Consider the following 14,939-nt stretch of genomic DNA (forward strand, 5'->3'; position numbering starts at 1 on the left):
TTTCTTAAAATTTTTCGGTTAAATATAGAATTATTATTTCACAGAAAAAGCAAAAGTGATATTGTTTTCATAGATATCACCGGGCTTTACCAAACTTGATGGAAAATTCCTAAAGTTTGGAGCATCGGGATAATTTTGAGCTTCCAGGGCCACAGCGGGATATTTTTTATCAATATTACTAAGATATGTCCAGGTTTCCGGTAAGCTTTCTGGCGAATATACCACCAGAACCGGCTGATTGCTGGAGACTTTCATTTTGATTCCGCTTAACGGGGAAAACAACTGCGCCTGTACCTCATCTTCCTGGACGTCCAAAATATAAACATCGTCCAGCTCGCGGTTACCCAGCAACTTATTCTCACTATAATCTTTAGCATGCTCCTTCAATTTAGTGAGATTGCCCGTTGGCAGGTTATTTTCATCCAGCTCGAGAATTTTAGAGGCATGAAGCTGCATAAAATGATCGCTCACACTGCCTGAGCCATTTAGATTAAAATAAGAATGATTGGTTAGGTTTACTATAGTAGCCCTATCTGTTTTTGCGGTATACCTTATCCTAATCTCGTTATCTTCAGTAAGCGTAAAGGTGGCGCGAACTTCCAGGTTACCCGGGTAGCCTTCTTCCAGGTGTTCACTTCTATATGACAGAGTCACCGATGGATTTTTACCTTCATGAACATTCTCAAAATTCCAGAATTTATATTGAAATCCGTATTTGCCACCATGTAAATGGACGCCATCGGTATTATGTTCCAGAATATATTCCTTTTCTGAAATATGGAATTTACCCCCCGAGATCCTTCCGGCAAACCTGCCAATAGTAGCTCCAAAACATTTATTTTGATCGTGATAGGCAGGCGTTAAATATTCTTCTGCAGATCTGGGACCTACCACTACATCGATTAGTTCATTCCTTTTATTACGCGTTTTAAAGCTGAAAATCGCAGCCCCGTAATTCATTATTTGCAACTTGCTATTGCCAGAATTTACAAGGTCTACGACCTTAAGTTCAGATGTCTGGGTCTCATTCAAGATTATCTGTTTTTTGATTTAATCCATGAATCCACCCTAGATTCCAGAATCGTTAACGGTAACGCTCCATCGGTAAGGATAACATCATGAAATTGCCTGATATCAAACTTCTCACCCAGTCTTGTTTTCGCTTTCTCCCTGAGCTCAAGGATCTTATTCATCCCTATCTTATAGGCCGTTGCCTGTCCCGGCATTACAATATGGCGTTCTACCATTTTAACACAGGCACTTTCCGCGGCGGGGGTATTTTCTTTATAATAATCGATCCCTTCCTGCCTGGTCCACTTTTTAGCGTGAATTCCGGTATCTACCACAAGCCTGCATGACCTCCAGAGTTCCATAGAGAGTCTTCCAAAATCTGAATACGGATCTTTATAAAAACCTATCTCTTTCGGTACATATTCACTGTAGAGTCCCCAGCCCTCTACATAGGCCGTAAAAAAGCTGAATTTTCTAAATTCAGGAATACTGTCCAGCTCCTGGGCGATAGCGATCTGCATATGATGCCCGGGAATACCTTCATGGTAAGCCAGTGCCTCCATTTCGTATTTCGGCATGGCAGCCATGTCATAAAGATTGGCATAATAGGTGCCGGGCCTGGAACCATCTATAGCTGGTTGCTGATAAAAAGCTTTTCCGGCACTTTTTTCCCGGAAAGGTTCCACAGCTTTCACCACGATATCTGCTTCGGGCCTGGTATTAAAAAGCTCCGGAAGCATTTGCTCCATATTATTAATAATCTGTTTTGCTTTCTTTAGATAAGCCGCTTTACCTTCTTCTGTATCTTCATAATAGAACTGCCGGTCATTTTTCATAAATTCAAAAAAGTCCTGCAGGCTGCCTTCAAATCCTACTTCTTCCATGATCTTTTCCATCTCACCATGGATCCTTGCCACTTCTTTTAATCCGATCTCGTGGATCTCATCGGGAGAAAGATTGGTGGTAGTTACCCTTTTAAGAGTAATATTATAAAATTCATCTCCTTTAGGGAATTTCCAAACTCCAGCCTCTTCTGTAGCTCTTTTTTCCTGATTCTCGAGAAAATCTATCAAGCCTTCATAAGCCGGTTTCAGATGGTCTACCAGTGCTTTTTCTGCCTCGTTCTTGAGCTTCGTTTTTTCTCCTTCGGGGATCATCAGTTTATCAACCTTGGAGGAGAAGTCTTCCATAAGGGTGCTGGATTCCATGGATTTTGCAAATGGTTTTCCTTTGATGAGATTTCGGGAAGCATCCAGGGTTCGCTCAAAAACAAATTTTGGTGGAATAATCCCGTTTTGCTCACGTAGTTTCAATTGCTCAATGATATCTGCCATTACCTTTTCCAAACCAACCAGTCTGGAAATATACGCCCGGGCATCTGCCACAGAATCTATTTTATGCATATTAATTAAAAATGCCGGTAATTCTGCATGCAGCCCATGCATCTGTTCTATCGGGTAAGAATAGAAACGATACTCATAATCATCGATCTCATTCTCTACCTGTCGCTTGTAAAGCTGAAAACTCAATTTAGTTTCTTCATCCAACGTATTGGTATCTATCTTTTCCAGATACTCAAGCCGCTTTTTAGCTTTCTCGAGATCTTCAGCATATTTTAAATTGGAGTAATCGTCCCACTTGTCATAATTGGTTTTCATCCCTCGCCGGGTTTGAGTTTCCGGTACGTCTTCTACATCCTTTTGATATTCTTTAGCAAAATACTCGTTGAGTTCTGCTGAAGCACTTTTACGAACTTCTGCAGAAACTTCATCATCCTTTTGGTCGGTGCCGCAGGAAATTATGGTCATCCCCAGCAAAACCGGTAGTATATACTTCTTAAATCTCATCTTTTTTCTCTTCTAGAACACTAAACCTGATTGCTGAATCTCCATAAACAGTATGGGTTTGTTTCTGAAAATCTTTTTCTTCCGCTTCAAAGATATTGTCCACATAGGTCTGCGGATTTCTATCGATCAAAGGAAACCAGGTACTTTGAACCTGCACCTGCAGTTTATGCCCTTTTTTAAAGGTATGATTTATTCCCTGTAATTTAATGTTTACATCTGTTTTGGTATTAGGTTCAAAAGGTTGTGGATCATCAAAACCGTTCCTGAACCTGCCGCGCATCACCTCGCTTCTTACCATCATATGATAATTGCTCATTTTAAGGTGTGGCATGGTTTCTTCATAATTCTCGGCATCTGGCGGATATACATCGATTACTTTTATCACCCAGTCTCCTGCAGTTCCGGTTGTAGCCACCTTTAGCATTGCTTCTATAGGCCCCACGATCTTCATATCTTCCTCGAGAACTTCAGTTTCAAAAACCAGTACATCTGGCCTTCTGGCGGCAAAACGCTGGTCACCCGTCATATATTCACGCGGTGTAAACACCATTTTGATCTCATTGTTATAAGAAACAGGCTTATCAGGATCACTAACATATTCTTCCTTATTGTCTGTAGGATCTTCTGTAAATCCCTGGCCATCTCCCAGGTACCAGGTTTTGGAAGTGGTGTTTTTTGGAGGCCATTCAGTATAATCATTCCATTGCCTCAACCCGGTATCATAAATATGAGCTTCAGCAAGTCTTAACTGGTCTTTGGTCTTTTTCTTCAGAAAATGATTAAAGAACTCAGTTTCATAATCTTTCTGAAAATGTGTGGAAATACTGTCTCCAAAATAGACATTGCCAACTCCCTGTCTTCCGGTTTCCCTGGCCCAGTCACCGTGACTCCAGGGTCCAAATACAATACTATTATAATTATCACTGTGCCCCTCTATACTTTTATAAATGGCAAAAGGACCATACAGATCTTCAGCATCAAATAATCCACCAACGATCATAACCGCAGGTTTGATATCTTTCATATGCTGAACAATCCCTCTTTTTTGCCAGAAATCGTCATAATTTGGATGCTCCTTTAATTGCTGCCAGAATTCATTATCTTCTTTATAATATTTATCCAGATTGCTCAAAGGGCCTGCATCCATAAAGAACTGGTACTGGTCTTCGGTATTCAATTTTGGAAAATCATACCATGCAGTATCTGTTGGCTTATCTTTTTGATACCCGAATACGGCTGTAGCTCTCCAGTAGCTTAAAAGGTATGCTCCGTTATGATGAAAATCGTCAAAAAAGAAATCACCAATACTAGCCTGTGGAGAAACCGCTTTTAGTGCCGGGTGCCCGCTAAGAAGTGAATAGGTAGCATAAAAGCCGGGGTAAGAAATTCCCCAGGTGCCTACCCTGCCATTATTATTTTCCACATTATTAACCAGCCACTCAATAGTATCATAAGTATCGCTGGCTTCGTCTACCTGTTTTCCTTTTTTATTAGGGATATAAGCTCGCATGTTGTCATATTTGCCTTCGCTCATCCATCTCCCACGCACATCCTGATAAACGATGATATTTCCCTGTTTCATAAGGAACTCATTCGGTCCTATCTTAGAACGAAATTGATCCTCCCCATACGGCCTGCTGCTATAAGGAGTTCTTTGCATCAAAATTGGATATTCCTGTGAAGTGTCTTTAGGCGAATAGATCGTAGTGTGAAGTTTCACACCATCCCTCATGGGGATATCCACCTCCATTTTATGGTAATTTTCTTTTACCTTATATTCTGAAGTAGTCTGAGCAAAAACGGGATTAAGCGCAAGGAGGAATAATAAAGTAAAAAAGGAGCAATTATAAATTTTCATCAATAGGATTTTTTAAAACGCCTAAAGATAGAAATTAGGCTTTTAAACCTAAAAAATTTTAAACCTTTATGTTATCGGGTAACTTTTGAATTTTTAATAGCCAGGGGAACCCGATTACGAAATACAAATCTTCAGTATCCTGCCATCATTTTCTTCTACGGCAAACCGGTTATCTGCCCTGTGGTTGATGATCCAGACTATTTCATTATCTGAACATAGTATCCAGACATGTTCTTTTTCTGGAAGGGAGAATTTCTCATCCTTAAAAAAATCGCTTAGTTTTTTTCTCCCGTTCATCCCAAAAGGATAGAAATAATCTCCTTTTTTCCACTTTCTTATAACCAGCGGAAATTTTAGTTTATGCTCAGGAACATAAATACAACTTTTAGAAGCAGCCCCAAGTTTATCGGTTTCATTGAAGTGAAAAGTACCCAGCTCTGGTATCATCACCAGATCTTCCTCCCGTTCCAAACTGTATTCCTTACCCACAGAATTTTCCTGATGTTCGGTAAGCAAAAGCTTATTCCTGTCCTTAATAAGCCGATGAGAGTCAGACAAGACCATCTTGCCGGTTTGAGCGTCCAAAAGATTATAAACATCATTCCATTCAGTAAAACCGAAGGATTTCAAAAGCTGATAAAGGACCTGCTTTTGATTGGGGACTTTTTTTAAAAATCCGATATCTATGGCATATCCATAAGTTACTTTTTGGACCAGTTTGGGATAAAGCAAACTAATATAGTCCTCAACCAAATCCAGGCTTTCCTGTAAATGCTGCTGGGTCTTAGCAAAGCTATCCAGGAAATGAGGATTTATCTCTTCAAGTACAGGTACGATATTATGCCTTATTTTATTCCGCATGTATTTATCAGAAGAATTGCTGCTGTCTTCCCGCCACTTATAATTCTTTTTTCGTGCAAAATCTTCTATTTCAGACCTTTTGAATTCCAGCAATGGTCTTATCACTTTATTACTGTCTTTTTTAATACCGGTAAGACCTTCAGGGCCGGTTCCCCGGATAAGGTTTATAAGAAAGGTTTCCAGATTATCATTTGCATGGTGGGCGGTAAGCGTATAATCAAACTGCGCAGAATTGCTTAGTTCAGAAAACCACTCATATCTCAGTTCCCTAGCTGCCATCTGGACAGACAACCCATTATTTTCAGCATATTGTAACGTATCAAAACTTTCTGTATATACCTCAACCTCGAGAAAATCTGCCAGGTCTACCACAAATTTTTCATCACCGTCACTTTCATCCCCTCTTAAATTAAAATTACAATGGGCAATGGCAAAATCCAGTTTTGCCGTATGGCACAAATGAGCCAGCACCACACTGTCAACACCTCCACTAACCGCGAGCAGTAACTTACTTCCGCATAAATAAGGATAGTCAGATTTTACAAGATTTTTGAAGGATTTTTCCATAGTCACTCAAAGATACAAAGGCACCATTTAAATCTTCCCGCTATGAACAGACTTTTTTCTGCTATTTAAAATTTTAAAATCGCAAGCTTTGGGAAACTTATAAATTAGCGAGTACTTCCCGCATAGCCTTAGCTTTGAGCAGGCATTCCTCATATTCCTTCTCCGGGGTAGATTTAGCCGTAATCGCACCTCCCACAGAGAATGAAAGATATTTATTTTTAGAATTGTAGAGGATACTTCTTATCACAACATTGAAGTCAAAATCCCCCTCTGGGGAAAAATAACCAACTGCACCGCTGTAAAGCCCACGTTTGGATTCTTCCAGATCCTCTATGATCTTCATTGCAGAAATTTTAGGAGCTCCGGTCATGCTACCCATGGGAAAGCTGGTTCTTAAGGCTTCCACCGGCGGAATATCAACTGCAATTTCAGCCGTAACGCTGGAGATCATCTGGTGTACCTGCTTAAAGGTGTAAACCTTACAGAGTTCATCGACTTTTACGCTTCCCTTTTTAGCGATCCTTGAGAGATCATTTCTTACCAGGTCCACGATCATCACGTTTTCAGACTGTTCCTTGGGATCATTAGCAAGGTCTTCTGCGATCTGACGATCTTCCACGGGATCTGCAGATCTCCTGGCCGTACCTTTTATTGGCTGGGTCAATAATATATCCCCTTTCTTCTTTAAGTATCGCTCAGGTGAAGCTGATATAAGATTAAAATGCTCCAGTTTAAGGTACGCAGCAAAAGGCGGCGTAGAAATTTCATTTAGAGACCTGTAAATATTGAAAGGATCTATATGTACATTTTCAGAATAATATTCCTGGCAAAAATTTGCTTCATAGATGTCGCCACGATGTATATGATGAAGCATCAGGCCTATCTTATTCAAATATTCATCTTTCGGGATGCGGGCCTGGGCCTCAACCGCGCGGTGGTTAAATTCTATCTGATATTCAAAATCCTGGATCTCATGGAAATCATCTTCAATTTCATCATCGACCATTCTCAGGTAATGAAACTCGACTTCGCTGCCTTTTATGAATATCAGTTTTTGTGGTTGAAAAAAGTACAGGTCTGGAAATTGTAAACCATCAAAATTAGCAGATTTCAAATTTTCCACATCGTTCTTAAGGTCATAACTTAAATACCCAAAAATCCAATCGGCAGTGGTTTCCTGATATTCCTTTAATTTATCGAATGCCTGGACATAATCTGTTTTTATGGCAGTAAAGGCTTCTGCTGCAAGAACCGCTTCATATTCTCCCGCTGCCGAATCATCCTCATTGCTATCCAGCCAGGCAATTTCCTGAAACTGGCAACTCCAGGACAGCAATCTTTTCTTAAAATTTTGTGGTTCTTCTACTGAAAAAACTCTCGTTGTCCGCACTTAATTCTCAATTTGATGCGCAAAGGTAGTAAGCACATCTTCAATTCCCATATCCAGAACTTCGTTTATCACTTTTCCGTCGTCAAAATTGTCTTTAAAAGAAGGGAAGCTAAAACTCTCCACCACTTCTCCACCAAATCTTCCAAAGATATTTCTGGTATACTCCAGCGAAGACTGGGCGCCTCTCTTACCGGGTGAGGTACTCATTAGCAATATCTTTTTGTCCTCAAGAAAATTTTTATTTATCCGGGACAACCAGTCTATAATATTTTTAAAAAAGGCAGAAGGTCCTCCGTTATGCTCATTAACAGAAATTATCAAAGCGTCATTTTCCAGAATTAAATTCTTGATGATTGTAGCATTGATAGGAAAACCTTCATTTTTCTCAATATCCTCGCTGAATATAGGAAGCGGGTAATCGGTAAGATTTATCTCTTTGATCTCGTGGCTGCGGATTCTCCCAAGGACATTGTCCAGCAATTGTTGATTAATGGAAGTACTGCTATTGGAACCGGCGAAGGCTAATATTTTTTTCATCAGGTCAATTTTCAGCTAAAAATACCGAAAATTAATCAGCAATGCATAACTAAGCCGTCCACTCTTCCTTGTTTTCGTAATTTTATTCCAAAATCTGAAATATTGAAAAAGCATAGTATAGAAAATGAATTCCTGAAAATAACCGTACAGGAGACCGGCGCTGAACTTGGCAGCATTTTTAATAAGGATAACCAAAAAGAATACCTCTGGCAGGCAGATCCCGAAATATGGGGAAGCCATGCTCCAAACCTTTTCCCGATCATTGGCGTGATCAAAGATGGAATATATAAGTATGAGGGAAAAGAATACAGTGTACCAAAGCATGGTTTTATTAGACATAATGAAAAGATCAGGCTTAAAGAGAGAACTGAACATCAGTTGGTTTTCGAATTACTATATTCTGAAGAGACACTGGAGATGTATCCTTTCAAATTTGATTTCAGGATCGCTTTTACCCTCATCGGAAAGTCACTGGAAGTGAATCATCAAATTATCAACCTCGATGAAAAACCTATACTTTTCTCATTAGGAGGTCATCCCGCCTTCAATATCCTGCATTTTGAAGGTGAAAAGATCGAAGACTATTTCCTGGAATTTGATAAAAAAAAGGACCTGGACACCTATCTTCTTAATGAAGACGGCCTGATTAGTTCAAAAACAGAAAATGTTCTGAAAAATGACAATAAGATCCAGCTCACAGAACATTTATTTGATCACGATGCCCTTATTTTTAAGGATATCAAGTCTAAAAAGGTGGACCTGGTAAGCGTCAAAAACGGCAGGATCCTTAGTGTTGAATATAAAGATTTCAAAAACCTGGGCATCTGGGCTAAGCCGGGTGCTCCTTACGTATGCATAGAACCATGGCTTGGAATTGCAGATGTTGAAGGTACAGACCAGAACCTTGAGAATAAGGAAGGAATCTTGAAACTTTCAGCAGAAAATGAATTCAATGCAGACTATACGATAAACATCAGCTGAGTTTTACTTGAGAAAAGCAGGTAATACTTTGGGTTTCATGCCGTACCTTTGCACGAAATTAAAATACGCATTTTGAGTTTTCAGGAATTAAATTTAAATACCCCGTTACGCAATGCTCTGGAAGATCTGAATTTCCAGACTCCCACTCCTATCCAGGAACAGGCATTTTCATCTATCATGTCTGGAAGAGACGTGGTGGGAATCGCGCAAACGGGAACAGGTAAGACCTTCGCATATCTTTTGCCTCTTCTAAGAATGCTTAAATACTCAGAACAAAAGAATCCGCGTATTTTAATCCTGGTGCCTACGAGGGAACTGGTGGTACAGGTAGTTGAAGAGATAGAAAAAGTAGCCAAGTATATCAATGTTCGTGTTTCCGGGATTTATGGCGGAGTAAACATAAATACGCAGCACCAGGATCTAATGCAGGGACAGGACATTCTTGTGGCAACACCCAGAAGGCTTTATGACCTGGTTTTAAGAAGAGCGGTACAGCTGAAGTCTATCCAGAAATTCGTGATAGATGAAGTAGATGTGATGCTGGATCTTGGTTTTAAATTCCAGGTTAACAACATCCTGGAATTGCTTCCACCAAACAGACAAAGTATCATGTTCTCTGCGACCATGACCGAAACTGTGGAGGAAATGATCGATGCGAATTTTAAGGCTCCGGAAAAAATATCTGTTGCCGTTAGTGGTACCCCATTGGAAAATATTGAACAGCGAGCCTATAAGATCGAAAACTTTAATACCAAAGCTAACCTTATGGTAGAGCTTTTCCAGGATGAGGAAGAATACCGGAAAGTGCTCATTTTTACCAGCGACAAAAGATTTGCCGATAAGCTTTTTGAAATACTGGATGATATCTTTACCAGGGATGTTAGCCTGGTGCATACAGGGAAAAGTCAGAACAGCAGACTCAACAGTGTAGCTGAGTTTGCCGAAGGCCGAACCCGCATTATGATCGCCACAGATGTGATGGCACGTGGTCTGGATATCGAAAATGTTTCACACGTTATTAACCTGGACACTCCGCATTACCCTGAAAATTACATGCACAGGATTGGTAGAACCGGTCGTGCAGAGAAAAAAGGGGTTGCTATTATTTTCAAGACTGAAAAGGACGAGGAGAATTTTGATAAGATCGAAGCACTCATGGGCATGGAGATTCCTGAGTTTGAAATCCCTGAAAATGTAAGTATTTCCAATGTTCTTATTGATGAAGAAAAGCCACGGGCAATAGAGATCAATAACCCGCATTCAGATTCTGTGGAAGCCGGACCGGCCTTTCATGAAAAGAAGGAAAAAAATAAAAAGGTAAATCTTGGTGGCTCGTATCGTCGGGAAATTGCCAAAAAATATAAAAAACCAAAAACGCGTGGCGACAAGAACGCCAACCGAAGAAGGAAAAAATAAAGAAGCAAAAAAAGGAGCGCCACGGCGCTCCTTTTGGTTTTATTAATCTTAGTATGCAGGTCATCCTGAATTCATTTCAGGATCTCGAATAATTGATATTAATATGAGAAGCTGAAACTGCCGAAGAATCGGGACAGCTTGACGGAAGCAATAAGGTTTATTTTACCTCTTTTACTAAGTTCTATTTTTCTTCTTTGCTGCTTTCGCTGCACGCTTCTCTTTTAAGCTCAATACCGGCTCTTTTTTTGCCGAATTCTTGGAAGGTGATTTTTCTTTAGACATGATTTCTAGGTTTAGAATTAACAGTTAAATGTAGTGATTGTTCTAATGCAAATCAGATATTTTTTCCATTCTAAATCATTAAATTTATATAGAGATTTCTCCCCGGTTTTTTCCTGACCAAAATTAAACATCATGAAAGCTAAATTTTTTTTGTTTCTGCTGTTCATTGTTTTTTCCTGTAAAAATTCAGAAAAGGAGCCGGAGGTGATCAGCGTTAATGAAACTCCGCAAAGCAAATACGGCTGTGCCCCTACCCTAACAGATCAGGAATGGTATCAAGGTGACAATAAAGCACCGCTTTTTGAAGGTCTGAATGCTGTCAACTATCCCGTTCAAACAACGAATCCTGAAGCCCAGAGGTATTTTAATCAGGGACTCGTGCTCGCCTATGGATTTAATCATGCTGAAGCCGCAAGGTCTTTTTACTATGCAACTAAACTGGATCCTCAATGTGCCATGTGCTACTGGGGATTCGCCTACGTACTTGGCCCTAACTACAATGCCGGCATGGAGGATGATAATTATGAAAGAGCTTATGATGCTATACAGAAAGCTAAGGAAGTTGGCTCATCTTCAAAAAAAGAAATGGATCTTATCAACGCCATGGCCAAGCGTTATGTAAAAGAACCTGTCGAAGACAGAAGTGATCTGGATGTAGCTTACAGCAAGGCCATGCACGACCTTCATAAAAAATATCTTCAGGATGAAGAGATCGCTGCAATTTATGCTGAATCTCTTTTGGACATGCATCCATGGGACCTTTTTGATAAACAGGGACAACCAAAAGAATGGACCCCGGAAATTGTAAGTCTGCTGGAAAATATTTTAAGACAGAATCCTAAACATCCCGGTGCCAATCATTTCTATATTCATGCGGTAGAAGCTTCAAATACCCCGGAAAGGGCAAATGCTTCCGCTAAAATTTTTGATGACGGGTTGGTTCCGGGTGCGGGACACCTGGTGCATATGCCTTCTCATGTCTACATACGCACGGGGGAATACCATAAAGGAACTCTTGCAAATATACGCGCCGTAGAGGCAGACAGTGCTTACGTTACCCAGTGTCACGCCCAGGGCGCCTATCCTCTTGCCTATTATCCCCATAATTACCACTTTCTTGCTGCAACCGCAACTCTTCAAGGAAATGCTGAATGGGCGATGATTGGAGCTCAAAAACTTTCAGATCATGTGCATCCCGATATCATGAAAGAACCTGGTTGGGGTACACTTCAACATTATTATTCTATTCCTCTGTATGTTCAGGTAAAATTAGGCCGGTGGGATGAAATCATAAATTCTGAATTCAACACCTATGACCTACCTTATTTGAAGGCGGTAAAACATTATGCCCGGGGTATGGCTTATATGGCAAATAATGATCTGGTTCAAGCCAGATCTGAACTGGCAGACCTGGAACAATTGGCGGATGATAAAAGTCTTGAAGACGTTACGATCTGGGATATTAATTCGGTTTCAACTTTAATGCAAATTGCCAAAAGGGTTTTAAAAGCAGAGATCCTGGCCAATGAGGGAAAATATGATGAAAGCCTTGCGCTACTTAACGAAGCCGTAGAGATCGAAGATTCTTTAAATTATGATGAACCGCCAGACTGGTTCTTTTCAGTGAGGCATCATTTAGGTGCGGTACAGATTGAAGCTGGAAAATATAAGGATGCGATCGCGACTTATGAAGAAGATCTTAAGAAACTTCCAAAGAACGGGTGGGCACAACATGGAATGCGCCTGGCTTATGAAAATCTGAATGATGATGCCAATGTTCAGAAGATAAATCAGCAAATAAAGCAAAGCTGGAAAGGAGCAGATATCGAAATTAACTCATCCAGGATTAAATAAATACTGAGGAGATAGTTTGAAAATAAAAAGCCCCGCTTTCAGCGAGGCTTTAATTTATTTTCTAACTTATATAATTAAATATGTAAAGGTCTGTTCTCTGTTGCTGCAAGAGCCGCTTCTTTAACCGCTTCCGCATAAGTTGGGTGAGCATGACTCATTCTTGAAATATCCTCAGCAGACGCTCTGAATTCCATCGCAGTCACCGCTTCAGCGATAAGATCTGCTGTTCTGGCTCCAATCATATGAACTCCTAGAACCTCATCGGTCTTTTCATCTGCAAGAATTTTGATCAATCCGTCAATGTCACCACTGGCTCTTGAACGTCCAAGTGCACGCATTGGGAATTTACCTTCTTTATATTTTACTCCTGCTTCTTTTAATTGCTCTTCAGTTTTCCCTACCGAAGCAACTTCAGGCCAGGTATACACCACATTAGGAATTAGGTTATAATCGATATGAGGCTTTTGACCTGCGATCAATTCTGCCACCATGGTTCCTTCTTCTTCAGCTTTGTGAGCAAGCATAGCTCCGCGAACCACATCCCCGATCGCATAGATATTATCTACGTTCGTTTGAAGATGATCGTTCACTTTTACTCTTCCTTTATCATCAAGTTCTACTCCGGCAGCTTCAGCATTCAACCCATCAGTGTAAGGACGACGACCAACTGAAACAAGACAGTAATCACCTTTAAATTCGATCTCTTTATCTTTCTTATCATCAGCTTTGATGATGATCTCATCTCCATTTCTCTCAACCGACTTTACTTTCGTGCTAGTATGGAACTTAACTCCCTGTTTCTTCAAAACTTTCTGAAGTTCTTTTGAAAGAGCGCTATCCATAGTTGGGATAATCCTGTCAAGGAATTCCACCACAGTAACCTCTGCACCAAGACGACGGTAAACCTGACCAAGCTCAAGACCAATCACTCCACCACCAATTACGATCATGTGTTTTGGAACTTCCTTCAGCGTTAAAGCCTCGGTAGAAGTGATCACTCGCTCCTTATCAAGTTCAATGAACGGAAGATTCGCAGGCTTGGAACCGGTTGCGATAATTGTCTTTTTCGCTTCGATCGTTTTGGTCTCACCATCTTTTTCAATATTGATGTGAGTCTTGTCCTTGAAAGAACCAACACCTTCAATTACATCGATCTTGTTTTTATCCATTAGGAACTTCACCCCGTCGCAAGTCTGACTTACCACAGAAGATTTACGTTCCATCATTTTTTCAAGATTAAGTTTTACTTCACCAGGAATTTCAATTCCGTGTTCCTCAAAATGCGTGATCGCATCATGAAAATGGTGAGAAGAATCTAAAAGTGCCTTACTTGGGATACATCCAACATTAAGACAGGTTCCACCAAGAGTGGAATATTTTTCTATGATTGCAGTTTTCATACCCAACTGGGCGCAACGAATGGCGGCTACATATCCACCGGGTCCTGATCCTATAACTGCAACATCATATGTACTCATAATTGTTTGTTTTTTTGTTTTTCAAAAATCGATCGTAAAAGTACAACTATTCTCTGCAATGACCAATACTCAGTTAGCAGTTAGAATTCAATTAAAGTTTAAAATCTAAACAGTTATAATAATTGGCTTTCTTATATTCTTACAAAAATAGATACCCTTCTTAAAACCAAAAATCTCCGGAATTTTTTCGAGCCTGAGATAACCCGGCGAAATAATCTCATCTTAGGAAAGTTCAACCTTTGCTAATTTAGGTTTCCATGTATGTAGAAGTGATCATGCCTGAGAAAATCAAATCTGAGCCTTTAATTTCTGATGAAAAACTACAAACTAATCACCGTACTTTGTTTCACTTTATTGATCGTAAAAATACTTTGTGTACTACCAATATGATCCAGGATCGTTAATTTAGTTACCAGGAATTCGCGGTATGCATCCATATCTTTCACCAGTACTTTCAGCATATAGTCAAATCCCCCACTTACATGAAGACATTCAATTACCTCAGGCAGGCTGGTAACTTCCTTTTCAAATTTGGTAAGAAAATCTTTTTTATGCTGCACCAGTTTGATCTGGCATAATACCATAAACCCTTTATCCACGGCTTCCGGATTAATTAAAGCAACGTAGCCCGAAATAACACCAGCTCTTTCCAGCTTTCTAATTCTTTCATAGATAGCGGTAACCGACAGCTTCAGGTCATTAGCAATCTCTTTATTAGTCTTTTTACTATCCTTCTGTAAATGCTGGAGTATTTTTTTATCTATCTCATCAATTTTCATAAACTATTTTTTTTCATCTATTTTAGATTTTATGCCTGAAATATAGTTTTTAAATCAACCATAATTAAATTTATTAGT

Annotated in this window: 11 protein-coding genes; 3 read left to right on the top strand and 8 right to left on the bottom strand. The window is 39.9% G+C overall.

Annotated elements, in window-relative coordinates; genetic code table 11:
• Window positions 1-33 precede the first annotated feature (33 nt).
• From FGM01_RS07365 to FGM01_RS07390, 6 genes are all read right to left on the bottom strand, one after another.
• A complete protein-coding gene (locus tag FGM01_RS07365; RefSeq protein ID WP_143410513.1) occupies window positions 34-1,032 on the bottom strand; it encodes an aldose epimerase family protein in 999 nt (332 codons plus the stop codon).
• Window positions 1,033-1,034: 2 nt separating this feature from the next.
• On the bottom strand, window positions 1,035-2,858 hold the full coding sequence (locus FGM01_RS07370) for a DUF885 domain-containing protein (protein ID WP_143410514.1): 1,824 nt from the start codon (window positions 2,856-2,858) through the stop codon (window positions 1,035-1,037).
• Window positions 2,848-4,716 carry a CocE/NonD family hydrolase gene (locus FGM01_RS07375; protein WP_143410515.1) on the bottom strand — a complete coding sequence of 623 codons (1,869 nt, stop codon included), beginning with the start codon at window positions 4,714-4,716 and terminating at the stop codon, window positions 2,848-2,850. Before FGM01_RS07375 ends, FGM01_RS07370 begins: the two co-directional genes overlap by 11 nt.
• A gap of 114 nt (window positions 4,717-4,830) precedes the next feature.
• On the bottom strand, window positions 4,831-6,144 hold the full coding sequence (gene tilS / locus FGM01_RS07380; RefSeq protein ID WP_143410516.1) for a tRNA lysidine(34) synthetase TilS: 1,314 nt from the start codon (window positions 6,142-6,144) through the stop codon (window positions 4,831-4,833).
• A gap of 97 nt (window positions 6,145-6,241) precedes the next feature.
• A complete protein-coding gene (gene pabB, locus FGM01_RS07385; RefSeq protein ID WP_143410517.1) occupies window positions 6,242-7,534 on the bottom strand; it encodes an aminodeoxychorismate synthase component I in 1,293 nt (430 codons plus the stop codon).
• A complete protein-coding gene (locus FGM01_RS07390; RefSeq protein ID WP_143410518.1) occupies window positions 7,535-8,071 on the bottom strand; it encodes an NADPH-dependent FMN reductase in 537 nt (178 codons plus the stop codon).
• A gap of 102 nt (window positions 8,072-8,173) precedes the next feature.
• Here FGM01_RS07390 and FGM01_RS07395 point away from each other — a divergent pair, with 102 nt between their 5' ends.
• From FGM01_RS07395 to FGM01_RS07405, 3 genes are all read left to right on the top strand, one after another.
• Window positions 8,174-9,052 carry an aldose 1-epimerase family protein gene (locus tag FGM01_RS07395; RefSeq protein ID WP_243735779.1) on the top strand — a complete coding sequence of 293 codons (879 nt, stop codon included), beginning with the start codon at window positions 8,174-8,176 and terminating at the stop codon, window positions 9,050-9,052.
• A gap of 72 nt (window positions 9,053-9,124) precedes the next feature.
• Window positions 9,125-10,468, top strand: a complete 1,344-nt coding sequence (locus FGM01_RS07400; RefSeq protein ID WP_143410520.1) for a DEAD/DEAH box helicase — start codon at window positions 9,125-9,127, stop codon at window positions 10,466-10,468.
• A gap of 414 nt (window positions 10,469-10,882) precedes the next feature.
• Window positions 10,883-12,604: a tetratricopeptide repeat protein gene (locus FGM01_RS07405; RefSeq protein WP_143410521.1), complete on the top strand. Its 1,722-nt coding sequence runs from the start codon at window positions 10,883-10,885 to the stop codon at window positions 12,602-12,604.
• A 74-nt stretch (window positions 12,605-12,678) separates the two neighbouring features.
• Here FGM01_RS07405 and lpdA read toward each other — a convergent pair whose 3' ends face one another.
• Both lpdA and FGM01_RS07415 read right to left on the bottom strand, forming a co-directional pair.
• Window positions 12,679-14,082, bottom strand: coding sequence for a dihydrolipoyl dehydrogenase (gene lpdA / locus FGM01_RS07410; protein WP_143410522.1), 1,404 nt, complete (start codon window positions 14,080-14,082; stop codon window positions 12,679-12,681).
• Window positions 14,083-14,402: 320 nt separating this feature from the next.
• Window positions 14,403-14,861 (bottom strand): Lrp/AsnC family transcriptional regulator, encoded by a 459-nt coding sequence (locus tag FGM01_RS07415; protein WP_143410523.1) that lies wholly within the window; start codon window positions 14,859-14,861, stop codon window positions 14,403-14,405.
• Window positions 14,862-14,939: the final 78 nt, after the last annotated feature.

This window comes from Christiangramia sabulilitoris, from assembly GCF_007050985.1.
Classification (GTDB): Bacteria; Bacteroidota; Bacteroidia; order Flavobacteriales; family Flavobacteriaceae; genus Christiangramia; species Christiangramia sabulilitoris.

Coding starts and splice junctions, on each gene's coding strand:
- FGM01_RS07370 (WP_143410514.1), bottom strand. CDS start 2,858: ATGAGATTTAAGAAGTATATACTACCGGTTTTGCTGGGGATGACCATA.
- FGM01_RS07375 (WP_143410515.1), bottom strand. CDS start 4,716: ATGAAAATTTATAATTGCTCCTTTTTTACTTTATTATTCCTCCTTGCG.
- tilS (WP_143410516.1), bottom strand. CDS start 6,144: ATGGAAAAATCCTTCAAAAATCTTGTAAAATCTGACTATCCTTATTTA.
- FGM01_RS07390 (WP_143410518.1), bottom strand. CDS start 8,071: ATGAAAAAAATATTAGCCTTCGCCGGTTCCAATAGCAGTACTTCCATT.
- FGM01_RS07405 (WP_143410521.1), top strand. CDS start 10,883: ATGAAAGCTAAATTTTTTTTGTTTCTGCTGTTCATTGTTTTTTCCTGT.
- lpdA (WP_143410522.1), bottom strand. CDS start 14,082: ATGAGTACATATGATGTTGCAGTTATAGGATCAGGACCCGGTGGATAT.
- FGM01_RS07415 (WP_143410523.1), bottom strand. CDS start 14,861: ATGAAAATTGATGAGATAGATAAAAAAATACTCCAGCATTTACAGAAG.